We start from the raw sequence: 24,896 nt of genomic DNA, 5'->3' as shown, positions 1-24,896 counted from the left end.
TCGCTCCCCGAAAGACTTAAGGATCACAATGGCCCGCTGGTACATCATCCACGCCTATTCCGGCTTCGAGAACAAAGTTCGCGACGCGATCATTTCAGAGGCAGAACGTCTCGGCCTGTCCGAAGCGGTCGAAGAGGTCGAAGTTCCGACTGAAACCGTGACTGAGGTGAAGCGGGGCAAGAAGGTCCAGGTAGAGCGCAAGTTCATGCCCGGATACGTTCTGGCCAAGCTGACCATGACCGACGATGTCTATCACCTGGTCAAGAATACACCCAAGGTGACCGGCTTCCTCGGCAACAACAACAAGCCGCAGGCGATCTCCGAAAAAGAGGCCGCGCGCTATTTCGGCGGCGTCGAAGAAGCCAAGTCGGCACCGAAGAAAGAGATCAGCGTCGACTACGAAATCGGCGATCAGGTCAAGGTTCTCGACGGGCCGTTCGCCAGCTTCAACGGCGTGGTCGAAGAGCTCGATTTCGACAAGGCCAAGGTCAAGGTCAGCGTTTCGATCTTCGGCCGTGCGACCCCGGTCGAGCTCGAGTTCGAACAGGTCGAGCTGGTCAAGTAATCTTGTTGCGTTTTGCGGTGCCTCGCGTTAGAGGCGCCGACTTTCCGGCTGTGAGCCGGAAAACCCGTGCGGGAGGCGTGCCTCGGCAAGCCGTTTGACCGCTTAACATGAAGGCGCGCAGCATTGCTCGCCTGACAGTGTGAATAGGAGGCCACTATGGCCAAGAAGATCGACGGCTATATCAAGCTGCAGGTACCGGCCGGTGCCGCAAATCCCTCACCGCCTATCGGCCCGGCACTGGGTCAGCGCGGCGTCAACATCATGGAATTCTGCAAGGCTTTCAACGCCGCCACCGGCGACTTGGAAAAGAACATGCCGATTCCGACCACGATCACCGTGTTTGCCGACAAAAGCTTTACCTTTGTCACCAAAACGCCCCCGGCGAGCTTCCTGATCAAGAAGGCGGCCAAGCTGAAGTCCGGCTCGAGCGAGCCTGGCAAGGTATCGGCCGGAACCATCAAGCGTTCCGCGCTGACGGAAATCGCCGAACAGAAGATGGCGGACCTGAACGCGAACGACATCGAACAGGCAACCAAGATCATCGAAGGCAGCGCGCGTTCGATGGGTCTCGACGTGGTGGAGGGCTAAGATCATGGCAAAACAGACCAAGAAGCAGCAAATTGTTGCCAAGCTCGACCGTGAAACACTCTACAGTGTCGACGATGCGATCAAGGTGCTGCGCGAGCACAAGTCGAAATTCGACGAAACCGTCGAAGTCGCCATGAACCTCGGTGTCGACCCGCGTCACGCAGACCAGATGGTCCGCGGCATGGTCTCGCTGCCGTCAGGCACGGGCAAGGATGTGAAGGTCGCCGTGTTCGCCAAGGGCGACAATGCCGACAAGGCGCTCGCCGCAGGTGCAGACAAGGTCGGCGCCGAAGACCTGATGGAAGACATGCAGGCCGGCAACCTCGATTATGACCGCGTGATTGCCACCCCTGACATGATGGGTGTGGTCGGTCGTCTCGGCAAGATCCTCGGCCCCAAGGGCCTGATGCCGAACCCGAAGCTCGGCACGGTCACTCCGAACGTGGAGCAGGCTGTGAAGGACGCCAAGGGCGGCCAGATCGAATTCCGCGTCGAAAAGAATGGCATCATTCATTCGGGTATCGGCAAGCTGTCGTTCAAGGACGACGCGCTGAAGGAAAACTTCAAGGCGATGACCGACGCGATCGTGAAAGCGAAGCCGACCGGTTCCAAGGGCAAATACGTCCGGAAGGTCACGCTGACCTCCACGATGGGCCCGGGCCTCAAGGTTGACCTTGCAGAGATCGAAGGCGCGTAAGCCGAACCATTCCAATCGGATAAGATCAGGGGCCGGAGGAGCAATCCTTCGGCCCCTTTTCCATGCGCGGGTCTATGCGCAGGCAGGGGGGCGCGCTGCTGCGGATGACCCATCCGGCAAGACAGTCGGCCTGCGCTATATCCCGCCGGGAGTGAAATCGAAGCCGAGTTCGCCGAGGCCTTCGCACAGACTGTGCATACAGCTCTGCAGCGCATCGGCATCGGTCGAACGGATCACGAAGTTTGATCCGACCTTGCCTTCGCGGAAGAATGGATAACTGCCGATCTGGCAATTCTCATGCGCTTGCTCGACTTCGCGCAGGAGAGCCGAGACTTCGCTTTCAGGGATGAAGCCGCCCACGGTCTCGCTCAGCAATGGCGCCCCGCCTTCCAGCGTCCCGGTCAGGGCGTCGAGCATCCCGGCGGTAATATGCGGTACGCCTGCCATCAGGTGCACTTTGCCGATCCGCAGGCCGGGTGCGCCCGACATGCGATTGGGGATCAGTTCCGCCCCTTGCGGCGCCCGCGCCATGCGCAATCGGCCTTCGTTCACGCCGCCCTTGTCGGCGTAGAACCGCTCCAGAATGGCGCGAGCATCGGGATGGATGATCACTTCGACGCCAAGCGCCTTGGCAACCGCATCCACGGTGATGTCATCATGGGTCGGGCCTATCCCGCCGGTGGTGAAGAGATAATCGTTGGCCTCGCGAAGCGCGTTGACCGCCTCCACGATCCGGTCGATCACATCGGGCACCACGCGCACCTCGGCCAGCCGGATGCCTTGCACCTGCAGCCAGCTGGCGACTTGCGCGATGTTCTTGTCGTGCGTCCGCCCGGAGAGGATCTCGTCGCCGATCACGACGAGTCCTGCAGTGTAGATGCGTTCAGCCATGCCGACCGGTTAGGCTAGCGGCGCGGCAAGGGGAAGAGGGCTTTCGCCTTTCCCGCTTCACTCTGCGGCTTGGAGCTGCTCGTCCGGATTGGCTGTGTTGGCCCCGGCTTTTCGGAACGCGAGCAATCCGTCTTCAACCGGGCTTTCACGCAGGACCTTGCGATCGAACAGATATTCCTGGTTGAGGCGCCACGGGTAAGATGTCGCACTCTTGGGCATGATATGCTTGCCGCGCTGAATGTAGCCGGAAGAGAAATCGAACAGATCATCCTCTTCAAGACCATGGTCTTCAGGCAGTTCTGCCACAGCGATATCAACGCCTTTCGCTTCCATCTTGTTGAGCACCCGGCAAACGAATTCCGAATTGATATCGGCTCTCAGGGTCCAGCTGGCGTTGAGATATCCGAACACCACCGCAAGGTTGGGCAGGTTCGAGAACATGCAGCCCTTGTAGTAGAAGCGCTGGCTGAAATCGACTGGCTCGCCATTCTGGCTTACTGCGATTTTGCCGGCAAGAGCGAGGGTGAGGCCGGTTGCAGTGACGATGATATCGGCGTCGATGACATCACCGCTTTCAAGTTCGATGCCGCCTTTGACGAAACGTTTGATGCGTCCCGTGACGACATCGGCCTTGCCGCTTTTCATCGCTTCGAACAGATCGTCGTCCGGTACCAGGCATAGGCGCTGGTCCCAGGGATTGTAGGGCGGCGTGAAATCGGCAAGATTGAAATCTTCGCCCATCGACTTGCGAATGCGTTTGTGGAGGTCGGCGGCCATCTTGTCCGGCTTGGTGCGCGCGCGCTTGAAGCCGAAATCCTGCAGCTTGATATTTTTCCAGCGAGTGATCTTGTAAGCGAGTTTTTCCGGCAAGACCTTGCGCAAGAAATTGGCCAGACCGTCTTTCGCGGGGCGGGAGAACATCCAGGTCGGCGTGCGCTGGAGCATTGTCACCTTGGCCGCCTTGTCTGCCATGGATGGCACGATGGTAACAGCGGTTGCGCCTGATCCGATTACGACGATTTTCTTGCCCGAATAGTCGAGATCTTCCGGCCAGAACTGCGGGTGGATCACCTGCCCGTCAAAATCGGCGAATTCGAAACCCGGATCGTAGGGGGCATCGTAATCGTAATAACCGGAAGCGAGATAAAGGAAGTTGGCGGTCATCACGGTTTGCGAGCCGTCCGCCTTTTCCATGGTCACATGCCAGCGCGCCTCGTCTTCGCGCCAGTCGGCAGAAATCACCTTGTGCTGGTAGCGAATGTGCTCACGGATGCCGCGCTCGTCCACGATTGTGTTGAGATAGTCGAGAATGGCAGGGGCATCAGCAATGCTTTTCTCATGCTTCCACGGCTCGAAAACAAAGCCCAGCGTGTGCATGTCACTGTCCGACCGGATGCCCGGATAGCGGAACAGGTCCCAGGTGCCGCCGAGGTTCTCGCGCCGCTCGATGATGGCATAGCTGCGACCCGGGCAGAGCATCTCCATATGAGCGGCCATCCCGATGCCGGAAATACCGGCGCCGACGATCAACACATCAAAATCGGGTGCGGTTGCGAGCATAATGTCCTCTCCTCTTGACGTTTAGGTAAACCATTCGGAGCGTCAACGCGAGTCCCGATAGCAAATTGAAACTGACTGCTGAGGAACCTTTCGCTAGGGACGGCTTATGTTTCGCATGAAATCCCTGTCCGCTGCACCACTTCTCGCTCTCTGCCTCGCTCCTGTCGCGGCTCAGGAGATTGATAAAGAGCCCGATCCTGAGCCGATTGTCGTGACGGGGCGGGGCCTGAATGAAACGCCCGCCGCTGTCGCCTATGCCAGTCGCGAGATCGACCGCGAGCAGATCCTGACGGCGCCATCCGGCCGGATCGAAGATGTTCTGGGCGCTGTCGCTGGTTTCCAGCAATTCCGCCGATCAGACAGCCGTTCGTCCAATCCGAGCGCGCAAGGGGTTACTTTGAGAGCCCTGGGCGGGAACGCGACAAGCCGGGCGCTGGTCCTGCTCGACGGGGTGCCGATGGCAGATCCGTTTTTCGGCTACATCCCGCTGTCATCCATCGCACCGGAACGCCTGTCCAGCATCCGGGTCACGCGTGGGGGCGGGTCTGGCCCGTTCGGGGCCGGCGCATTGGCCGGTACTATCGAACTGGAAAGTGCCGATGCATCGGAGCTTGGTTTTGCAAGTGGTTCACTGCTGGCCAACAACCGGGGAGAAACCGAAGCAAGCGCAACGATAGCGCCGGAGCTTGGCAGTGGCTTTGCCGTGCTCAGCGGCCGCTGGGACCGCGGCCAGGGCTTCTTCACGACCCCTGCAGCCGACCGTGTGCCGGCATCGGCGCGCGCGCGTTTCGATAGCTGGTCGGTCGGCTTGCGCGGGGTTGCACCGCTGTCGGACACAGTCGAGCTTCAGGTGCGCGGTCTGGCGTTTCGCGACGAGCGCACCCTGCGTTTCGACGGCGCGAATTCTTCGAGCGAAGGACAGGATGCGAGCCTAAGACTGGTCAGTCGCGGGGACTGGCAGGTCGATGCTGTCGCCTATCTGCAGGCACGCAATTTTTCCAATGTCGTGATCAGTTCCACGCGATTTATGCGCGTGCTCGACCAACGCAACACTCCGTCCACCGGTATCGGAGGCAAGCTGGAGGTCCGTCCGCCGGTCGGTGCCGACCATGTCCTGCGCATCGGCGCGGACTATCGCCGGTCGAACGGAGAGCTGCAGGAGGAAGCGTACAGCGCGTTCAGTGGCAATTTGACCCAGCGGCGGCGGGCAGGTGGGACAAATTCCGATATTGGGTTCTTCATCGAGGACGACTGGTCGGTCGGTCCGGTAATTCTGACCGCAGGTCTGCGGGCGGATCGGACGATCATCGCCGACGGTTTCTTTCGCGCGATCGACTCTGACGGTGCGCTTGTGTCGGAGACCGTATCGCCTGATCGGTCGGAATGGACAGCAACCTATCGCGCCGGTGCCGCTTGGCAGGCTTCGGATGCCATGCGGCTGCGTGCGGCGATCTATTCCGGCCTGCGGCTGCCGACCCTCAACGAACTTTACAGACCATTCGTCGTGTTTCCCGTCGTCACACAAGCGAACGCCGCGCTCGAGAATGAAAAACTCGAAGGGTTGGAGGCAGGCATCGACTTTGCGCCGGCGGACGGCGTGGCGCTATCGCTGACCGCGTTCGACAACCGCGTCGAGAACGCCATTGCCAATGTCACACTTGCCCCGAACCTGAGACAAAGGCGTAACCTCCCGGCAATCGACGCTCGGGGGGTGGAAGCCGGGCTTGCCATTGCACGCGGCCCATTTTCGCTCGATGCAACGGCAACCTACACCGATGCCAAGGTCGATGGTGACGGCGCATCGATCGCGCTGGATGGCTTCAGGCCGGCGCAGTCTCCTGCATTTGCCGCCGCTGCGACAGCCAGCTGGCGGCCTGCGGATGGCTGGGTATTCTCCGCCACCTTGCGCCATGTCGGCAAACAATTTGAAAGCGATCAGGAAACAGATGCGCTTCCTGCCGCGACGACAGTTGGCGCCTATGCGCAAATTCCGTTGTCAGACCGGTTTGCTCTGGTTCTCCGCGGCGAAAATTTGACCGATGAAACGATTGTGACGCGCAACTCGGGTGGCGACGTGGATCTTGGCGTACCGCGAACCGTGTGGGCCGGTATCCGGGTCGGCTATTGACCGGTAACGGATGAACGCTGCTCGGCCATTCCCATCGAAACAAGGACCGGATCGGCATCTTGCCGCGCTTTGAAATCGGCTTTGCTGCCAATCCCGCGCCAGTCGGCCAGAACCAGCGACTGCGCCACGGCCCCGCCAAGGGTTGTTCCGGGGCCGGTGACGATGAACAGATCCGGGGCGAACTCGCGTGCGGCAACCGCGATGGCACGGGTGAGATCATACGTCTGCGTGACCTGCCACCCAAGAGTGTAATCCCACAGCGCAGCGGTGTCCGACGCATGCGGCCACCAAATCGAACCACGCCCGTCGATCATCGGCAGGGCAGGCTGGCTAAACAGGTCTGGTGACAGGGCAGCACGCCCGCGTTCGGCGACCGGTTGCTGCAAAGCCGTGTGAAATGCAGCATGATTGCCGAGCCGCATGGGAAAACGCCCGTCGACCGGCTCGACTGCGTGCTCGAAGGCTTTCAGCCCTGCTTCATTGCCCGCGAGCACCAGCATGCCGCCAAGGTCGATCGATAGCGCCAGTGTGTGATCCGTGCGGTTGTCGATGTCGGTGGCAAGGCTGAGCAGAGCCGCCTTGCGTGCAGGGGCGGGCGTCCAGTCGTCGCCGAGGAAGGGGTAGACAAGCTGCCCGCCGATCAGGGCTTCCTGCATAAATGTGCCCATGGAGTTGGCGACGCGGAATCCCTCCTGCGGCAACAGCGCCCCGGCACAGGCAAGCGCAGAGTACCAGCCCATCGAATTGCCGGTGACTGCGACGATCTCGATCTCTTCACGATCAATCGAAAGAAAATCGCCCAGCGTCGCGGCGAAAATCAGGCCCGATGCATTGTCGCCGCGCGTGTGCCGCGCAAGGCTGAAACGGTCGGCACCGTCGAGGGCCGATAGGCTATCCTGTCCGGCACTCTCGCGCTGTGCGTCGAATCCGGCGAGCATCTGCGGGTCAGGGAAATGTCGCCCAAGATAGCCGAGCTCGTCCTTGTTGTAGGTGCCGCGCCCGGGGCAGATGACCACTGCCGTCTTCATGCTTCGCCTCCCGCCAGCTGGCGCGCCGCTTCGATGATTCCATCCACTCCGGGCATGGTCGCGGCATAGGACGGGCCGGTGGGGATGAAGCTGTCTTGCGCGGTGCATCGGGCAACGGGTTTGTCGCACTGTTCGCTGAGCAGCGCCATCAGCGCTTCTGCCAACCCGCCGGTGCGGCGCGTTTCATCGACCACCAGCACGCGTGCTGCATCGCCGATGGCCTCCAACATGGCCGCCTCGGGCAGCGGATTGAGCCACTGCAGATCGATCACCCGTGCGGCGATACCTTCTGCCGCCAGCTTCTTCTGTGCCTGGAGCGAGAGGTGCAGCCCGTTTGCGTAGCTGACGATGGCAAGGTCCTTGCCGTCACCGTGAACAGACACTTCGCCGAAGCCGATCCGTTCCGAGGGATCGGGATAATGCCGCAGCCATAGCCCGTCGCCCGGCTCGTGCAGGTCGCGCATCGGGTAAAGCGCGATGGGTTCGAGGAAGACCACAAGCCTTTGCTCTTCGCGCGCCAGGCGTGTGCATTCGCGCAGCAATTTCGCTGCGTCCGCGCCGTTCGAGGGGCAGCACAGCACCAGGCCGGGAATGTCACGCAGCACGGCAAAGCTGTTGTCATTGTGGAAGTGCCCGCCGAACCCTTTCTGGTAACCGAGGCCCGCAATCCGCACGACCATCGGGTTCGTGAACTGACCGTTGGAGAAGAACGGCAGTGTCGCGGCTTCACCGCGCAGCTGGTCCTCGGCATTGTGCAGATAGGCCAGGAACTGGATCTCCGGCATGGGGACGAAGCCATTGTGCGCCATGCCGATCGCAAGACCCAGAATCGACTGCTCGTCGAGCAGGGTGTCGATTACCCGCGCGCGCCCGAAACGCTGGCCCAGCTTCTGAGTGACGCCGTAAACACCGCCCTTGGCGCAGACATCCTCGCCCATCAGCGCGATTTCGCGATGTTCGAGCATCAGATCGGTCAGCGCCCAGTTGATACAGCGGCTCATGATCTGCGGGCTGTTCATGGCCTTGATATCGCCGCCGAACGCTGCTGCCCGCGCTTCGTCGGATGGGCCATTGGTCGGCGCGTTGTCCCTGTTCGGGGGAACAAGGCTGGCCATCACTTGTCCGGCATCCTTGAGCCGCGGGCGGCTCACCGCTTCGGTGCGAATCCGCTCGACCCGCTCCAGCGTGCGCTCGTATATCGGCAGGGCCTCTTCGCGCGGCAAGGCACCAGCGGCGTCGAGCAGGCGCACGGTGTGCAGCAATGGATCGTTCGCTTCGTCGGCCTCCACCTCTGACTTCGACATATAGGTGGTCTGCACATCGGCCCCCGCGTGGCCATACAGCCGCACGGTGCGGATATGCAGAAAGGCGGGCTTGCGCCGGGTGCGGACAAACTCTGCTGCGGCCCGAGCAGTGCGAAACGTCTCGTAGATATCGAGCCCGTCGCAGCTGAAATAGGCGAGATCGGGCCGCGCCGAGAAATTAGCCGCGATCCATCCCGTGGGCGTTTTGGTCGAGATACCGATCCCGTTGTCTTCGCACACCCACAGCAGCGGCATCGGCACATGCTGGAACGCGGTCCAGCAACTGGTGTTGATCGCCCCCTGCGCGGTCGAGTGGTTGGCGCTTGCATCGCCGAAGCTGCACATCACGATGGCATCGTCGGGCAGGGTCCGGTGCTCGGGCTTGACCCGCTTCGCAAGACCAATCGAGTACGCTGCGCCAACAGCCTTGGGCAGATGGCTGGCGATGGTCGAGGTCTGCGGCGGAATGTTGAGCGCTCGCGATCCCAGAACCTTGTGCCGCCCGCCCGAGATGGGGTCGTCGCTCGAACAGGTGAAGCTCAGCAGCATGTCCCATGCAATCGACTGGCCAGGCACCTGGTTGGCGCGTTCGATCTGGAACGCGGCGTCACGGTAATGCAGGAAAGCCATGTCTGTCGGCCGCAAGGATGCCGCGACTGCAGCCATCCCTTCATGACCGGACGACCCGATAGTATAAAAACCTTCGCCCGCTGCCTGCATCTTGCGGCTGGTGATATCGAGCGCGCGCGTCAGGCAGCCCGAGCGATAGATCTGCACTGCGAGATCCGGCGACAATTCGCCAGACGGCTCGCTGCCGGAGGGAAGATCACCTGCGGACACGCGCCGAAGGAAATTCTCATGAACAATTTGCGCACGATCCATGGCTGCGCCTTTAAGCGGCTTTGATTTCGATTGAAACCGGTTCCTGTGCCAAATCACTCGCACTGAACACGCGCCCTGAACACGCGCCCTTGTGTGTTGTTTGCCCGCAGCCCATCGTTCGGGAAACCATTTCGCCGCCGCGCCCGTTAGGACATTGCTATGCTGGATCGTCTCAAAGTCATCTCACAATATGCCCTGCCGAAGCAGTGGCTGACCACAACCGCCGGCCGCATTGCGGATGCCGAACGGGGGGAGCGGACGACCAGACTGATCCGCTGGTTCGTCGGCAAATATGATGTCGACATGAGCGAGGCCGAGAACGAGGATATTGCCAGTTACAAGAGCTTCAACGCGTTCTTTACCCGTCCGTTAAAGCCCGGCATCCGGCCGGTTGCGGACGCGGATTTCGTATCCCCGGTCGACGGGGCGATCAGCCAGTTCGGGGCCATCGACGATCACCATATCTTTCAAGCGAAGGGCCATCGCTTCACCACCACGCAATTGCTCGGCGGAGACGCTGATCTCGCCGCCGGATTCCGCCATGGCAGTTTCGCCAATGTCTATCTGTCGCCAAGGGATTACCACCGCATCCACATGCCCTGCGAGGGCAGGCTTGTGCAGATGACCTACGTCCCTGGTGCGCTGTTCTCCGTCAATCCCGTCACCGCGCGCGGCGTGCCCAATCTGTTCGCGCGAAACGAGCGGGTCGTTTGTGTTTTCGATTCGGCCGATCACGGCCCGTTCGTGATGGTCCTGGTCGGGGCGACCATTGTCGGGAGCATGGCCACTGCCTGGCACGGGGTCGTCAATGCGGAGCGGGCCGGACGGGTCCTTCAATGGACCTACGCCGATCAGGACATCAATCTGGCCAAGGGCGAGGAAATGGGCCGGTTCCTGCTCGGCTCCACCGTCATCATGCTGTTCGGCCGCGACAGGATAAGCTTCAATGCAGATTGGCGGCCAGAACGCCCGGTCCGCCTCGGCGAGAAAATGGGCGCTAGGCCGGATTGACGCTACAGACTGCCCCGGCAACCGGGCGGGACATCGATGCTTCCTGTCACGATGCAGAGTATCTCTACACCGACCGCCTCGGCTCGGTGATCGCGCGCTACGGCCGCGACGGCACCCCGCGTGCGATCAACAGCTATGACGGAAGCGCAGCCGAACGAGCGTAGCGAGGACAATACGGCGTGCCGGGGCCGGAGACCGGGGTCTGCAACAACGGCCGGTTCCGCTATACGGGCCAGATCTGGCTTCCCGAGCTGGGGCAATATTACTACAAGGCGCGCATGTACTCACCGACCCTTGGCCGCTTTATGCAAACCGATCCAATCGGTTACGCCGACGGGATGAATATGTATCGCTATGTGGGCAATGACCCGGTGAACTTTGTGGACCCGACTGGGTTGAACGATCGGCAATGTGATGTCCTCGCTTGTGCTCGACCGCCATCATGCTCTGCTGGTCAGGTCTTGATAGTTGAAGGTGAATTTCCATTTTGCATGGACCTAGGCATACATAATATTGACTTCGGGGGTATCAGGTACTGGTTTCGGAGTACCGGTCATGCCAAGCGGACAATTCTTGCAGGTCGGAGCTAGTTTTTCCGGAGACGTTGGGATCGCTATACCACTCGATTCAATCCTAGAAGGTAGTTTGAAGGGTTCTCAAGTGGTCTATTCTGGATCGGCGACAGGCTTGGCAGGCATTGGGGCTTTCTATGGAGCTGGCGAATGTTTCACTGCGTCATATTTCGAGGGTCCAGCAAATTATCAAAGCTTGGATAGCGCAGTCACCAGAAGCTCTGTGGTGCAAGGAGGCGCGGCAGCTCGGTTTGGTGCAGAGGTATCTGCGGACACGGGAAGTGGTGACGCTTCTGTCACAGCGTCTCCAAGGGTCGGCGGGGGTGCATATATCGCGGCGGGGGAGCGCATCACAGCTACTGCGGCGACGAAACCTATGGGGTGCAATGTACAATGAGAGGCTTTGTTAAAAGAACCCAAACGCAGCTACGGATAGCATCCTATGTTGGGCCAATAATTGGAATAATCATCTTGGCCGTTGTCACAGTTTCGAAAGGCTGGGATCAAGCAATCAATCACGAGCTTTCTCAATTTGCGCTCATTTTTGGTTTTGGATCTTTAGTATTGTCACGAATTCTTTTATTCCTATTCGATCTTTTATTTGATTGGTAAGCCATTATCTTCTACCTTTACGCAATTACCCCGACTCAGAATTCCGGGGACACAATACTAAACTCGCGATCATTGTCTGCATTTTCCTACACGGCCCGCATTCGTTAAGCTTGCGCCCGCTCTGTCTCACCGTCCGATCGAATCGCCAAGCCAGCACCTCGCCGCGCGCTGAGTGAGTGCATCTTGCAGTCCGCGCCATGCGCGAAACATGTCCCACTGCAAAGGTCACACTGGAAGCGCCGAATTGCCGCTTAACCCATTGTATCGACATGGATCCTCCCAAAGGTCACGGGTTCACAAATACGCTTTCGTGTTCCATTTGGCCGCTATGCCTTGATCGGCTCGCCGCCTGCTCGGCAACAGCGCGCCCAACGCCTCCCTGGCCATCCCAAAGAAGGGCAAAGCCGGTTGGCCCGATCCCGGAACCGGGCCCAAATCTCCTCAATCCCGCCTGAGTGAGGCCCCCGCATAGGGATCGCCAGCGGGCGGCAGATCGCCGCGCGGGTCTTCGCTGGCTTGTGCGGCAGGGGGTGGCAGCGGTGATGCGCTTGTCGTCCACAAACCGCTGATCGACGCCGCCACGACCGGCGCCCCCAGCAACAGGAAACAGCCCACAACCACTTGCAACCCGCGCCGTACGGGCAACCGGCCTGACAGCATCTGGAACCCGACAAACGCCACGGCCAGAACGCAAGCGCTCGTCGCAACAGTGCCGAGCAACGTGCCGGTCATCCAGCCAAGCGCGCCCTCGATCGGCCCGACCGGGCGCGGGACGAACAGCGAAGTGGAAGCTAGCAGTCCAGGCATGGGTCAGGCCTTGACCAGCACTTCGGAAACGCGCCGCTTGCCCTCGCGCCGCTCCAGCTGGACGAAGATATCGATGCTCTCGCGCACATAGTGCCGCACATCGACCCGCGACAGGCGTGACCCGGCTTGCAGCACGAGGAGGGCGAGTTGCTCGATCGCGCGCTGCGGTGTGTCGGCGTGGATGGTGGTCATCGATCCGGGATGCCCGGTGTTGACCGCGCGAAGGAACGTGAACGCCTCGCCGCCGCGCAGCTCGCCCAGGATGATGCGATCGGGCCGCATGCGCAAAGCCGCGACCAGCAGGTCTTCGGCGGTGACGTTCGCTTCCGCCATCTGGCCGCGCGCAGCGATCAGGCCGACCGCGTTATCGTGCTTTAGCTTCAGCTCCTCCGTGTCTTCGATCAGGATCAACCGTTCATCGTCCGGGATCTCTGCCAGCAGCGCATTGAGGAAAGTGGTCTTGCCGGTCGAAGTGCCGCCGCTGATCAGGATGTTCTTGCGCGCCTGCACCGCATCGCTGAGGAACTTGGGTGCCTCGCTCCCGTGCAGCGTAAAGTAGTGATGCTCGGGCTCCAGCTTCGCTTCGCCGCCCCGCAGCCTGTCGAAAGCATCGTCCTCGGCCCAGTCTGACAGCGACAGGTCGGCCGAGACGTGCCGCCGGATCGCAATCGCATGACTGCCGCGGGTCGCGGGCGGCGCAACGATCTGTACCCGCGAGCCATCGGGGAGATTGGCCGCCAGCAGCGGCTGTGCGCGGCTTATCCCTTGCGAGGAGTGCGCGGCGATCTGCCGTGCCAAACGTTCCAGCAGCTTGGCGTCGAGTGCGGGTTCGATCTGACGCGTTATCGTGCCGCCCAGCCGTTCGGCCCACACCTCTCCCGGCCGGTTGACCCAGATGTCGGTCACATCGTCCTGCGACAGCCACGGCGCGAGCGGGGCGAGGAAGCTGTCGAGGAAGTACCCGGCGTCCATCAACGATCGACGCTGGAGAAATCGAGATCGCGCGCAACGAATACGGAAACGCTGGTCCCGTGCCTGACCTTCAAGGTCGGCTGGACGCGGCTGCCATCCTGGATCTGTACGTTTTGCGTGCTGCCGGGGAGCGCGACAACAACGCCATCGGTGGCTCTGCTGGTCGCTATTCCGACGCCGATATCGAGTACCGATTGCAGCAAAGCGCCGCCAAAACGCTGGAAGAACTTGCTGTCGACCCGGCCCTTCACCCCGGCCCGCCCGAGCGGATCGGAGGCCGGTGAATCGAGGGCGATGGTCACCCCGTCCGGGCGGATGAGGCGCGACCAGCGGATGCTGGCGCGCTTCTGCCCCGCTTGCAGATCGGCTTCGTATTCGCCGTAAAGCCGCGATCCGCGCTGGATCAAAACGCGGCTCCCGTCGAACCCGCGCACGTCTCGCTGGACAAGCGCCCGAACGCCGCCAGGCCGGGTTGAGTCCAGAGCGGTCTCCAGCACAGCGGGGATGACCGTGCCTTGCGGGATGGTCAGGGCGGGATTCTCGAACCGGCGGGCGCGCACGCGATTGGTCGATCCAGGGGTCGGCAGGGACACTGCGGGATCGCGTGTATTGAATGTCGTATCGAAGACCACCGAAGGGCGTGGTTCGGTGGTTGGCGGTGGCGGGTAACTTGGTTGAGGAGCCGGAACCACAGGCCGAACAGCTTCTGTCGCAGGGCTCTCAACGCGCATGACCCGGACCGGAGGCAGACGATCGACCCGAGTCTCGATGGGGGGCTTCGCGATGGGGCGTTGGTCAACGGCTTGCCACGCGGGAGGCAGGGCAAGCGGCGGCGGCGATGAAATGCGCTGCGACGTAGTAGGGTCGGTCAGAACCATGCTTTCCGGACCGGATGCGTCCCGGCTTGAACTCAGCATCCAGAAGACAGCAATTCCGGCCAGCGCGACAAAGGCAATGCCCATGATCAACCCGAAATTGTCAGACTTGCGCGAAGCGACCACAGGGAGCCCGTCATCCGGGTATGTTCCCGAGGCATCAGACATCGTCTGGCTCCGGATCCGCGCTGCGCCTGGCAGTGGCTTTCTCCTTGTCGATGCGGAACACCAGTTCCTCCCACACCCTGTCGATCACGAAGATACCGCCGCGCATATAGCCATCGACAACTTGCTCATCGCCTGTCGGGCCGATCGCAAACACGGCAGGCAAAGCCTGATCGGGTGCAAATTCAATGCGAGTTCGTATGCCGTCATCGCTGATAGCTGCCGGCCTTACTTCCGTGTCACCGCGAAGCCTGTAGCGCCAAGTCCGACCGGTCGGTCGCTCGGCCTGAAGCGCTTCGGCTTCAATGGGACTGCCAGTGCCAAATCGGAGCCGCACCAGCAGCGCTGCCATCAGTCCTTCGCCTGTGCGCAGTTCGAAACTGTAGTCTCTTCGGTCGGAGGAAACGGACATGGTGGATTCAGCACCGGTGACCAGCGGAAAGACCTGGAAACTGTCGAGGTCGGCGGAGACACGGACATCGAACACGCGGTCTGTCCCGACTACAATGCGCTGGACCTGCTCGCCAGGCTCCAGCATCACGGTGAGCCCGGTTTCGGGAAGAGTCGTCAGGAGGATGGTTTCGCCGGCCTGCCAGGTGACCTCCTGTAACCGAGGGCTATCGGATTGCGGCAGTGGGACAAGTTGCCCCGCTGCAGGCGATGCAGAAAGCAAAAGGAGAAGTGCGATCAGGCGGATCATTCGTCTGACTTGCCGTCTTCAGCTGCGGAATTGTCGCTCGCCTCGCGGGTCCGGGATGGTGGAGCTGCCGTCTCCGCTTGCTGCTCGAATTCCGGCATGGTTTCAGCATCTCGCCGGTACCGGGTGACCTGAAAGCCGAGCGGATTGAGCAACCGGTCGTCTTCGCTCATCCCCGCACCGGAGAATTCGTAATTGATGATCGCGGCCCAATACTGCTTTTGCTGCTCGCGCGCTCCGGGATCGGTGCGGGTGGTGATGAACCGTACCATCATCTGGCCCGGCGCCAGAGAAGAAACGCTTATTATCTCGGCTTTGATCCGGCCGCCTGCGGGCATGAATGCAAGAGGGCTGCGCGGATTGGAGGACTGCATCTGACCGCTGTAGCGCTGCTGTTCTTCCCCTGCGCTCCACAGGCCAACCTTGCGGTAATCTTCCTGTATGCTGGCACCATCGAAACTCTCGCGGGCGATGACATATTGCGCCAGCATCGACCGGGTCAGTGCTGCATCGGGAGTGACCAGTTGCTCGTCCATCGGCGCAAGCCGCTCGACGTTGCCGGTCTGCCGGTCGACCAGAATGGTGTAAGGCTCGACTGTCCTGAGCGGGAGGAGCATTACCACGGCGAGCGCGAGCAGGAGAGCGATGGCAGCTGAGACACCGGCGACAATCCATGCGATGCGGCGTGAGCGCTCCAGCTCCCAAGTGACACTTCGATCCCAACTGCTCGAGCTTTGCTCGCCGACTTCGTCATCGTTCCCGAACGGGTTGGTGCTATCATCACTCAGTTCGTCCATGTCGATAGCCTGCCCGTCTTCGCGCTTGCCCAATCCGAGAAAAGTCATGCTCCGCGCTCCCTCGGGCCGGTCACCCGATCGCTGATGCGGCTTGCGCGTCTCCAGGTCGAACCAAGCCGCGCTGCGCCGGGTGAAGTACTTGAGGCTGACGTCTGGCTACCAATCTGCGGCTCAGTGTGCGCCCCATCTGGACCGATCCGCTCTGTCACGCGGCGGGGGCTGCTATTCTGTTCGCTGACGATCAATCGTTCGACGCTGTCGGACATACGTTCCACCCTCGATCTGGAGTACGCCGGAGCGGCTTGGATATTCTGAACCAATGCTGCCCGCGCCTGAGTCACGCCGACTTCTTTGGTCCAAACCGGAAGGACCGGCAAACCGCGATTGAAAGCGACCTTGGCGATTAGCCAGATTATTCCGAATTTCACGGCCAGGAAGGCAAGAGCGCTCGCAAGGATCTCCAACGGGGCAAACGGCGTGGCATAACCCAACCCTCGCACACGCAATGCATCTGCAAGCCACGGCTCCATGATGGCAAGTTCAACGCCGAGCACGATTGTCAGGCCGATCGAACCGGCCATGCATAAGACGAGGCCCTTCAACCATCCTGCGAAGATGCCCCGGCTGGATTGGAACAGCAGGAGCCCCGCAATAATGGGTGCGAGTGCGAGGAGAATTCCGGCCAGTAATCTGAGCAAGGCGAGCGAGCCGACGGTGCTTGAAAGAAATGCCAGCCGTGCGTAGCCGATGGCGCTGTCGTCTTGCAGCGCGGTCCCTGCAAAGACGGGGCCGGCTCCGGCGGCTCCAAGTGCGGCCCCTGAATTTCGCCCGGTGCCGATCTCCATCAGCCGCACAAGCGTGTTATCGGCCGATTGCAGACGCGAAATGAGATTTCCGCTCCCGTCGAGCGAGGCAGCATTGCTGACGAAACCGGCGATTTGTGCCGGCCCGTAAAGCACCAGATCGTAGATCACGGTCCTGAATGCGGGCCAGGAAAAGGCGAGCGTGAGAACGATCCCGATCTTCAGGATATCGTAAATGGCATCGCGGCCCAACGGATCCGGCCCAAAGAGAAAACGCAAGCCGTAAAGCGCAACGAATAGGGTCAGCAGTCCCGTCACCACAATCGAAGCAACCGAACCAGGCTGCCCGAGCGCGCTGTAGCCATAGCTGCCGATCACCTGCGCCTGGCAGTCGAGATGTTCCAGGGTTCTGGATAGGAAGCGGTCGCCGGTAATGACTGTTGGACAGGCCATTGTCAGGCCGCCCGCTCAAGCAGAAGATCAATCCAGGCAGAAGGCTTGGGCCCGGTTTCCTGTACGATCTCGTCGTACAATCGCACTGTGCTCTCTCGGCCGGAGAGGATGGTCAGGATCTTGGCCTCACCCGTCAGGTCCAGTCTGGCCACGACGCTTTCCTTGCCGTGCTTGATCAGGAAGCAGTGCGAGGAATCGGGCAGGGTTCGAACAAGGTCGAACTCGTGGCGCGAGAGGCCGAAACCGTTGATGTAGTCTTCTGCGCGCGCCTTGGGATTGATCATGAATATCTGCGTCGCCGCCTGCTCGATGATTGCAGCGGCAATGCGGCTTTCCAAGGCATCCTGCGCGCTCTGTGTGGCAAATCCGACAATTCCGTTGCGCTTGCGGATGGTCTTCTCCCAGTCCTTTATGCGCTGCACGAAAACATCGTCATCAAGCGCCTTCCAGCCTTCGTCGATGACGATGATAGACGGGCTGCCATCGAGTCGCTCGTCAACCCTGCGGAAGAAGTACAGCATGGCCGGGGTGCGCAGCGCCGGATCGTCGAGTATCTCCGTCATGTCGAACCCGATGGTTTTTTCGGACAGGTCCGTGGTGTCTTGCGCGTTGTCGAACAGCCAGGCCCGTTCGCCATCGCCCCACCATGGGCGCAGACGCGAATACAGATCGCCGCTTGTGGGCCGGTCACCGCCACGCAAGAGCTCCACGAAATGCCGCAGGCGCCGCCGTTCCGGCGGCTGCTGGTAAATCGTGTCGATCGCGTCGCGCATCAGATCAAGTTCGCTCGGATGCGTGCCGCCTGCCAGAATCGAGAGCCAGTCGAGCAGAAAAGTACGATTTTCAGGCGTATCTTCGATCTGGAGCGGATTAAGCCCGCTCGGCCGCCCCGAAGCCAGCCGGTCGTATGTTCCGCCTATTGCCCGGACGAACAGCTCGGCGCCCCGGTCCTTGTCGAACAGAATTGTGCGCGGCGAAAATCGCTGCGCCTGCGCAAGCAGAAAATTGAGCAGCACTGTCTTGCCCGAACCGGATGGGCCGATAACGGTGAAATTGCCCAGATCGTTCTGATGGAAGTTGAAGAAATACGGTCCGGCTGCTGTGGTCTCAAACAGAGTCACGGCCTCGCCCCAGTGATTGCCATGCGGCTTTCCGACAGGAAAATTATGGAGCGAGGCGAAACTTGCGAAATTGGTCGTCGAGATCAGGCCTTTTCGGGTGATATACCTGAAATTACCTGGAAACTGCGCCCAAAAGGTAGGCTCTATCGCAATGTCCTCGCGTACCGCGTTGATGCCTAAATCGGCCATCAGCGCAAGCACTTCAGCTACATTCGAGCTGAGTGTGTCGAGATCCGTCGCATGGATCGCAAGAGTAGTGTGGTGTTCGCCGAAGCCAGCACGCCCGGCGGCCACCTCATCCTTGGCTGTCACGAGTTCATCTCGTAGTGACAGAGCTTCGTCTTCTGCGGACTGCATCCGCCGAAGCACGAGGTTCATCCGCGACAAGGCTTCTGCGCGCTCGACGAACGCAAAGCTCTGACTGATATCGAATTCGAACGGAAGACGGCTGAGTTCGTCGAACATTCCGGGCATTGTCCGGCCGGGCCAATCCTTGATCGAAACCATCGCTGTAAAGTTACGCGCCAGATGACCGACCGGTGCAAGCTCGACAGCTTCGCGCCCAAAGCTGATCCGGCGCCCCGGGATGAAATGCCCTAGTTCTCCTGAAGGAACTTTGATCGGGCGCATATCGTGGTTGAACATCCACGACAGGAATTCGAGCGGTTCCGAGCGTTGACCCTCGGGAGTTTCGTAAACTGACAAGATATGGGGATCATACTGCCCGAGCGCTGCAACCATGGCGGCGACTGCGTTGGACAAGGCATGCCGGTCGGTCTCTGTCCGTTCGGCGTTGCGCCGGGTTGAACGCCCGAGCCATTCTTGCGCGCGGTCGAGGAACCCCACTTTGCCCTGAAGCGGTCGGCGTACGATTGTGAGAAACAGTTCATTTACATAGAGCGATTTGGCTTCGACCCTGTCACGCCAGGCGGTGTCGAGATAATCGCAGAATTCGGAGTTCTCCATCGGGTCGAGATCGACCAAAGCCGATCGGCGAACGAGGTGATGGTAAACAGCAAAGCGCGATGACCCGAGCGTGCGGAGCATCGCATCGCGCAACTCCGCGCGATAGTTCAGCTCATCGCTATCAGCGGTTTCGAACAGCAAACCGCCCAGACGGATCGTCTGCATCAGCAGCCCGTCACGTGTCTCGATCGTCCGGCCGTCCAGATGGCGGGCATAAGGCAAATGCGTACCTGCCGGCGCTTCGCGTGCGACGGTCCTGGGGTCACGGGTCAGGGCCGGTAGGAATTGCATCGCCACAAACTGTAATTCTTGACGCGCGGGCAATTGCGCACGCGTGTCAGCCACAAATCGACGAAACGCGGTTCGCGCAGACACAGGATCATGCCGAAGCCATGGATGGCGACTGCAGCCAGAAGTACCCACCAGCTCTTGAAAATCAGGAACAGCTCGACCGCGATGACGGCGTTGATGATGAAGTATGAATAGGTGACGCCCGCAAACATCTGCGGTCTGGTCAGGCCGGTAAACAAAGTGTCCTGGCGCAATTCTTCAGCCAACTGCCGAATCCCCTCATCCCCTACAGGTTGTGAGGAATTGTGACCGATTTGCAACCCGTTTAGCAATCATGGTTGCCATGAGCGATCGCTCGATCCCGAAAGTGTATCTTGAATTCCACTACCGACACGAGCGCAGAAGGGTGCTTCGAGAATTGACCCCGGGGGGCTGTCGCACCTTCAATGGAACCAGCCAGGACAATGCGCCAGCCTCTGCACAAGGCACTTGTTCTCGGGCCATCAATCGCCGGAACGGTCAGTCAGGCTTGTCAGTCGATCCATCAGGCAATTGCAGCAATCAAATGGCGGAGACGGAGGGATTCGAACCCTCGATACCCCGATAGAGGTATGGCTCCTTAGCAGGGAGCTGGTTTCAGCCACTCACCCACGTCTCCGCGCGCAGCCTTGGCTGCGAAGGGCGCGCTATAACGGGGCGCATCGGGGGCGGCAAGGGGCGTTTGCGTGAATCCGCGCGATTGACGATCCAAAGGCTTCGCTGGCCGGCAATCCGACTCGACTCACCGCATTTTCGATTCGTCTGGCCGCGCAGCAATTGCCCGTTCAGGTGCCGGGGCCTCTGTTGCGCAATGGATTGCTGTTGTTCCCACGGAGAGGGTCGATGTCGCTTATGAGCCTTACACAGAACACGCTGAGAACCGCCCTGATCGGCGCCTTCGCCAGCCTGTGCCTGGCGGCAAGCCCGGTGTCCGCACAGACCATCGAGACCGTGGACCCCAGCGCCGTCATCGACGGCGACCTGATGGAAGCGCCGGGTGACGAGCCGGTCTATGCCGATACCGCAGCGCAGGCGGCAGACGATGGCGCGCGGCCCCGTGTGGACGATGTCTTCGGTGAGAGTAACGCCGGGGCAGACGTGGCGCCGACCTGGGCCGACCCGGTGGTTACCGCTGGCGATGCTTCCGAAGCTGCCAGCCAGGCTTCCGCCAATCCGGAAGTCGCCGCGGCGCAAGGCGACACTTACAAGCAGGACGATCTGATCGGCGCAGCCGAAGGCGTGTTTGGTGAAGGCGCTGAAGGCGTCGCGCGAATGATCCAGGATCTGCTCAAAGAGCAGGGCGAGCCCAACGCCTACATCGTCGGGCGTGAAGCCGGCGGGGCGTTCATCATCGGCGCGCGCTACGGTTCGGGGACGCTCTATCACAAGGTCGAAGGCCAGCGCCCGGTATACTGGACCGGCCCGTCGATCGGTTTCGATGCCGGGGCCAATGCCGGCAACACCTTCGTGCTGGTCTACAATCTGTATGACAGCGAAGAGCTCTACAAGCGATTCCCGGCGGGTGAGGGCCAGGCCTATCTGGTCGGCGGCATGACCGCGAGCTATCTGCGGCGCGGCGATACCGTGCTGATCCCGATCCGTGTCGGGGCGGGTCTGCGGCTCGGCGTCAATGCGGGATACATGAGGTTCTCGAAGAAGCAGCGCTGGTTGCCCTTCTAGTCGCACAAGCAATGATGCCGTCAACGAACGGCGATAGGACTTGATACGCTGGCGATCCCTCGGCAAGGGAGCGCCATGCTCGACCGTCTCACAGCCCAAGCGCCTGATGCGCTTCTCGCCCTTATCAAGATGTACGCCGCCGACGATCGGGCGGACAAGATCGACCTCGGGGTGGGCGTTTATCGCACCAACGAAGGCGCAACGCCGGTTTTCAAGGCGATCAAGGCGGGCGAACAGGCGCTGATCGACGAGCAGCAATCGAAGAGCTACCTCGGGCCGGAAGGCGACCTTGGCTTTGTCCATGCACTGATGCCCTATATCTTCGGCAGCGATCCGGCGACGGGCGGCCCCACGATGGACGGGCGGATCGAAGGCATGCAGACGCCCGGCGGGACCGGCGCGGTGCGGCTGGCAGCGGCGGTAGCCAAGGCGGCGGGTGTGACCCGCATCCACATGGGCACACCAAGCTGGCCCAACCACGCTCAGATACTGTCCGATCTCGATCTCGAACTGGTCGGATTCGGTCATGCAACGCCGGAAGGCGCGGCAAACATCAAGGCTGTGCTGAGCGCGATCCGCGATGCGCGCGATGGCGATGCGGTGCTTCTCCACGGCTGCTGCCACAACCCGACCGGCGTCGATTACACTCATGAGGAGTGGGACCAGATTGCCGCGGCGCTGGCTGACAGCCCGGTGCTCGCGATCCTCGATGTCGCTTACCACGGCCTCGGCCATGGGCTGGAAGAAGACGCATATGGCGTGCGCCGCGTGCTCGGTGCGCTGGACGAGGCGCTGGTCGCCTATAGCTGCGACAAGAACTTCGGCATGTATCGCGACCGGGTTGGCGCACTCTATGTGCTGGCAAAGGATGCAGGGGCGCTCGATCCGATCCTGTCCAACCTCAACGCGTTGGCCCGCGCCAGCTGGTCGATGCCGCCCGATCATGGCGGCGCAGCGGTGCGGATGGTGCTGGAGGACGAGGGCCGTACGCAGATGTGGCTCGACGAGCTGGAAGACATGCGCAGCCGCATGCGCCGCGTGCGCGAACGGCTGGCGGCGGCGGACAACGAAGTGCCGGGGCTCAATCTTGCCGCTCTGGCCGATCAGAACGGGCTGTTCGCGATGCTGCCGCTGAGCAAGGAGCAGATTGCCGCCTTGCGCGATGACCACGCGATTTACATGGCCGGTTCGGGCCGGATCAACATCGCCGGGCTGCATGCGGGCAACACCGACAAGTTCATCGCCGCGCTCAAAGCGGTGGCGGCCTGAGCCATGGATCGCCAGCCGGTCCTTGAAGGGGAACGGTTGCTGCTGAGACCGCTCGCGGCAGACGACTGGGACGCGCTTTACGCTGTCGCCTCGGATCCGGCGGTGTGGGAACAGCACCCGTTTCACGACCGCTGGCGCGAAGACGTGTTCCGCGCTTTCTTCGATGATGCGCTGGCCAGGGGCGGCGCGCTGGCGGTGATAGACAAGCGGACGGATGCGATCATCGGATCTTCGCGCTTCCAGAACCTGCTCGATGCGGAGGATGACCCGGAAGAGCAAAGCTCGGTCGAGATCGGCTGGACCTTCCTCGCCCCGCGGTACTGGGGGAAGGGCGTGAACCACGAGATGAAGCGGCTGATGCTTACCCACGCCTTCCAGTTTGTCGAGCGGACCGATTTCCGCGTTGGCGAGACCAACTGGCGCAGCCGCACCGCGCTGGAGAACATCGGCGCCGAGCGCACCCGGCGGACCGATCTCAGCCAGTACCAGGGCAAGCGGGTGATCCACATCGTCTACGCCATCACCCGCGAGGGCTTTGCCGAAGGGCCGCTGGCACAGGTTTGAGTGGAACACGAAACGGTGTTTTCAAACCCGTGACCTTTCGCCTTCACCGCCCTTGAACCGGCCGCGCCGCGCGTTCCCTCCGGTGAGTGCGATCACCTGCAAAAGCGCGGAATTGTCGGCTTTCCGGATGACACCCGCATATCTCCCGCGCCGCATGATGACACTCCACAGTCCGGTCTCGTAACGCCAGCGCAATTCGGCAAGTGTGACCTTTCGCGCGGCCGCTGTTCCACTTGGCTCCGGCCTCTTTGGCGGCTCCGGCGTCTCTGGCGTCGCCATTGCGAGCGCCCGCCCGCGCAGCCCGAGCTTTTCCATCCGCGCCGCCATCAGCCCCGCGCCGGCGAACTTCGGGCGGAAAGCCAGCGGCGGCCGCCCCAAGGCCGCATCCCACGCCGCGCAGAAACTTTCCGACCATTTGCGCTGCCGCAGCCGATAGGCCGTCTCGCGCGTCATCCCGACGCGCCGCGCGGCTTCAGCGACCGAGCGCGTCTCCGCCAGCTCACCGATAAACTCGGCCTGCCTGAGCGGCGTCCACCCGTCTGCCCGCGACCGTCCGGGCACGGCATGAAACGGCGGAATGCGGCGAGGAGCGGCGGAGGATGCGTTCGGGGCGCGCTGCGTCTGCGTCATCCGGCAGGATAAGGCAGATTTTTGCCATGTAGGAAAGTTTTTGTATTCCGCCTTTTCCGTGGAAGCAGGCATCGTTCCGGCCAAACAGTGTTAGTTGAAGCGCGCGAGCAGTCCTCAAGCCAAATTTTTGCGGAGAATTCGACCCAATTTAAGGTACGAGCAAAAAGGAGAAGATCATGAAGATATTCGTGGCACTTGTCGTTGGAGCATTGCTCGGCGCTATTGGCATGACCTATTGGTTCGCCGAGCATGACAAAGACAGAGTAATCATGTTTCCGTCAAAAATTTTGAGCAATTTTGGTGAAGGTTTTCGGCTAGAGGGATCCTTGATTGGGGAAGGCGAAAATCGTCCCATCAATGGAATGCTTCGCATTGATTGCTACAAGAGCGGTGACTGCAGAATGTTGTCGGTCGATCAATTGAGCGAAGATAGCGTTAGTTTTATCCACGAAGACAACTTGCGTGTGGAAAGTTGGGATGGAGACGTAGTGCGCCTTACTTCCTTCCAAAGAGGCAGGCCTCCATCGAGCCAACCATGCAATTACTTCGAAATCCGTGTTGATTTTTCGACGGAAGATGCTGCTTATACCCGCATCCCCAATAAAAATGCGACTAACTCGAATTGCAGCATGTTTCTCGATGAAACTTTACAGTGGCGCATAGACGATGGCTACGCGCATCAGCGCTTCGCCAAGGAGAATCGAAATGAAGAAGGTTGATGTGAAGCTCACAAAATAATTTGGTTCCAATTCCTGATTATTTTTGGCGCACTGTGAAAGGCCAGCGCTTTCAGAATGCGTCAAATTTTTATCGGTGAAGCTTCTTCTCTATGCGGCTCGCGCCTCGCGTATTTCCAATCATTTGTCGTTTCAACATTAGCCTCAAATAGCTTTTCGACAAATGACAGAGGTGCCGAGAGCGATCTCTGG

24 protein-coding genes and 1 tRNA gene are annotated in these 24,896 nt (G+C 60.8%); 11 read left to right on the top strand and 14 right to left on the bottom strand.

Annotated features, from left to right (window positions below):
• Positions 1–28 precede the first annotated feature (28 nt).
• The 3 genes from nusG to rplA all read left to right on the top strand — a co-directional run bounded on the left by nusG (position 29) and on the right by rplA (position 1,850).
• A complete protein-coding gene (nusG, locus tag E0502_RS03305) occupies positions 29–565 on the top strand; it encodes a transcription termination/antitermination protein NusG (RefSeq protein ID WP_137676526.1) in 537 nt (178 codons plus the stop codon).
• A gap of 156 nt (positions 566–721) precedes the next feature.
• Positions 722–1,153 carry a 50S ribosomal protein L11 gene (gene rplK, locus E0502_RS03300; RefSeq protein ID WP_137676525.1) on the top strand — a complete coding sequence of 144 codons (432 nt, stop codon included), beginning with the start codon at positions 722–724 and terminating at the stop codon, positions 1,151–1,153.
• A 4-nt stretch (positions 1,154–1,157) separates the two neighbouring features.
• Positions 1,158–1,850: a 50S ribosomal protein L1 gene (gene rplA, locus E0502_RS03295; RefSeq protein ID WP_137676524.1), complete on the top strand. Its 693-nt coding sequence runs from the start codon at positions 1,158–1,160 to the stop codon at positions 1,848–1,850.
• Between the two features lie 135 nt (positions 1,851–1,985).
• Here rplA and E0502_RS03290 read toward each other — a convergent pair whose 3' ends face one another.
• The gene (locus E0502_RS03290; RefSeq protein ID WP_137676523.1) at positions 1,986–2,741 is read right to left on the bottom strand and encodes a competence/damage-inducible protein A; all 756 of its coding nucleotides are present in this window, start codon (positions 2,739–2,741) and stop codon (positions 1,986–1,988) included.
• Positions 2,742–2,798: 57 nt separating this feature from the next.
• Positions 2,799–4,301: a flavin-containing monooxygenase gene (locus E0502_RS03285; protein WP_137676522.1), complete on the bottom strand. Its 1,503-nt coding sequence runs from the start codon at positions 4,299–4,301 to the stop codon at positions 2,799–2,801.
• A 115-nt stretch (positions 4,302–4,416) separates the two neighbouring features.
• Between E0502_RS03285 and E0502_RS03280 the strand changes: the two genes are divergently transcribed.
• Positions 4,417–6,429, top strand: coding sequence for a TonB-dependent receptor (locus E0502_RS03280; RefSeq protein ID WP_137676521.1), 2,013 nt, complete (start codon positions 4,417–4,419; stop codon positions 6,427–6,429).
• Here the strand turns inward: E0502_RS03280 and E0502_RS03275 are convergent.
• Entirely contained in the window at positions 6,423–7,457 is a 1,035-nt protein-coding gene (locus E0502_RS03275; protein ID WP_137676520.1) for an ACP S-malonyltransferase, read from the bottom strand. The genes E0502_RS03280 and E0502_RS03275 overlap by 7 nt on opposite strands.
• Positions 7,454–9,643: a thiamine pyrophosphate-dependent enzyme gene (locus tag E0502_RS03270; RefSeq protein ID WP_137676519.1), complete on the bottom strand. Its 2,190-nt coding sequence runs from the start codon at positions 9,641–9,643 to the stop codon at positions 7,454–7,456. Before E0502_RS03270 ends, E0502_RS03275 begins: the two co-directional genes overlap by 4 nt.
• 159 nt (positions 9,644–9,802) lie before the next feature.
• Between E0502_RS03270 and asd the strand changes: the two genes are divergently transcribed.
• Genes asd through E0502_RS03260 form a run of 3 tightly spaced genes read left to right on the top strand, consistent with a single transcriptional unit; the run spans position 9,803 to position 11,244 of the window.
• Complete coding sequence (gene asd, locus E0502_RS03265) at positions 9,803–10,654, top strand: archaetidylserine decarboxylase (protein ID WP_137676518.1); 852 nt, start codon at positions 9,803–9,805, stop codon at positions 10,652–10,654.
• Positions 10,651–10,818: a hypothetical protein gene (locus E0502_RS15025; RefSeq protein ID WP_161593693.1), complete on the top strand. Its 168-nt coding sequence runs from the start codon at positions 10,651–10,653 to the stop codon at positions 10,816–10,818. The genes asd and E0502_RS15025 overlap by 4 nt, the downstream gene beginning before the upstream one ends.
• 15 nt (positions 10,819–10,833) lie before the next feature.
• Complete coding sequence (locus E0502_RS03260) at positions 10,834–11,244, top strand: RHS repeat-associated core domain-containing protein (protein ID WP_137676517.1); 411 nt, start codon at positions 10,834–10,836, stop codon at positions 11,242–11,244.
• 1,035 nt (positions 11,245–12,279) lie between these two features.
• Here the strand turns inward: E0502_RS03260 and E0502_RS03255 are convergent.
• The 9 genes from E0502_RS03255 to E0502_RS03215 all read right to left on the bottom strand — a co-directional run bounded on the left by E0502_RS03255 (position 12,280) and on the right by E0502_RS03215 (position 20,443).
• A complete protein-coding gene (locus tag E0502_RS03255) occupies positions 12,280–12,645 on the bottom strand; it encodes a TrbC/VirB2 family type IV secretion system protein (protein WP_137676516.1) in 366 nt (121 codons plus the stop codon).
• 3 nt (positions 12,646–12,648) lie between these two features.
• A complete protein-coding gene (gene virB11, locus E0502_RS03250) occupies positions 12,649–13,617 on the bottom strand; it encodes a P-type DNA transfer ATPase VirB11 (protein ID WP_137676515.1) in 969 nt (322 codons plus the stop codon).
• Complete coding sequence (locus E0502_RS03245; RefSeq protein WP_240048840.1) at positions 13,617–14,660, bottom strand: TrbI/VirB10 family protein; 1,044 nt, start codon at positions 14,658–14,660, stop codon at positions 13,617–13,619. Before E0502_RS03245 ends, virB11 begins: the two co-directional genes overlap by 1 nt.
• The gene (locus E0502_RS03240; RefSeq protein WP_137676514.1) at positions 14,653–15,357 is read right to left on the bottom strand and encodes a TrbG/VirB9 family P-type conjugative transfer protein; all 705 of its coding nucleotides are present in this window, start codon (positions 15,355–15,357) and stop codon (positions 14,653–14,655) included. Before E0502_RS03240 ends, E0502_RS03245 begins: the two co-directional genes overlap by 8 nt.
• Positions 15,354–16,199: a VirB8 family type IV secretion system protein gene (locus tag E0502_RS03235; RefSeq protein WP_137676513.1), complete on the bottom strand. Its 846-nt coding sequence runs from the start codon at positions 16,197–16,199 to the stop codon at positions 15,354–15,356. The genes E0502_RS03240 and E0502_RS03235 overlap by 4 nt, the downstream gene beginning before the upstream one ends.
• Positions 16,196–17,407: a type IV secretion system protein gene (locus E0502_RS03230; protein ID WP_137676512.1), complete on the bottom strand. Its 1,212-nt coding sequence runs from the start codon at positions 17,405–17,407 to the stop codon at positions 16,196–16,198. The genes E0502_RS03235 and E0502_RS03230 overlap by 4 nt, the downstream gene beginning before the upstream one ends.
• 2 nt (positions 17,408–17,409) lie before the next feature.
• Positions 17,410–19,785, bottom strand: coding sequence for a VirB4 family type IV secretion/conjugal transfer ATPase (locus E0502_RS03225; protein WP_137676511.1), 2,376 nt, complete (start codon positions 19,783–19,785; stop codon positions 17,410–17,412).
• Entirely contained in the window at positions 19,764–19,997 is a 234-nt protein-coding gene (locus E0502_RS03220; protein WP_240048927.1) for a VirB3 family type IV secretion system protein, read from the bottom strand. Before E0502_RS03220 ends, E0502_RS03225 begins: the two co-directional genes overlap by 22 nt.
• Positions 19,998–20,351: 354 nt before the next feature.
• Positions 20,352–20,443 (bottom strand) — tRNA-Ser (locus E0502_RS03215).
• A gap of 233 nt (positions 20,444–20,676) precedes the next feature.
• On the opposite strand from E0502_RS03215, the gene E0502_RS03210 reads away from it, so the two are divergent.
• From E0502_RS03210 to E0502_RS15155, 3 genes are all read left to right on the top strand, one after another.
• Positions 20,677–21,504 (top strand): DUF1134 domain-containing protein, encoded by an 828-nt coding sequence (locus tag E0502_RS03210; RefSeq protein WP_192895908.1) that lies wholly within the window; start codon positions 20,677–20,679, stop codon positions 21,502–21,504.
• A 75-nt stretch (positions 21,505–21,579) separates the two neighbouring features.
• Positions 21,580–22,773 (top strand): amino acid aminotransferase, encoded by a 1,194-nt coding sequence (locus E0502_RS03205; RefSeq protein ID WP_192895907.1) that lies wholly within the window; start codon positions 21,580–21,582, stop codon positions 22,771–22,773.
• Between the two features lie 3 nt (positions 22,774–22,776).
• Complete coding sequence (locus tag E0502_RS15155) at positions 22,777–23,337, top strand: GNAT family N-acetyltransferase (RefSeq protein WP_192895906.1); 561 nt, start codon at positions 22,777–22,779, stop codon at positions 23,335–23,337.
• A gap of 21 nt (positions 23,338–23,358) precedes the next feature.
• Here E0502_RS15155 and E0502_RS03200 read toward each other — a convergent pair whose 3' ends face one another.
• Complete coding sequence (locus E0502_RS03200; RefSeq protein ID WP_137676509.1) at positions 23,359–23,967, bottom strand: hypothetical protein; 609 nt, start codon at positions 23,965–23,967, stop codon at positions 23,359–23,361.
• A gap of 176 nt (positions 23,968–24,143) precedes the next feature.
• On the opposite strand from E0502_RS03200, the gene E0502_RS03195 reads away from it, so the two are divergent.
• Positions 24,144–24,686, top strand: a complete 543-nt coding sequence (locus E0502_RS03195) for a hypothetical protein (RefSeq protein ID WP_137676508.1) — start codon at positions 24,144–24,146, stop codon at positions 24,684–24,686.
• Positions 24,687–24,896 lie beyond the last annotated feature (210 nt).

The sequence above is a fragment of the Parerythrobacter lutipelagi genome (genome assembly GCF_005434975.1).
Classification (GTDB): Bacteria; Pseudomonadota; Alphaproteobacteria; order Sphingomonadales; family Sphingomonadaceae; genus Parerythrobacter_A; species Parerythrobacter_A lutipelagi.
Note: the sequence above shows the minus strand (reverse complement) of the source record. Positions and strands in the feature narration are given on the sequence as shown.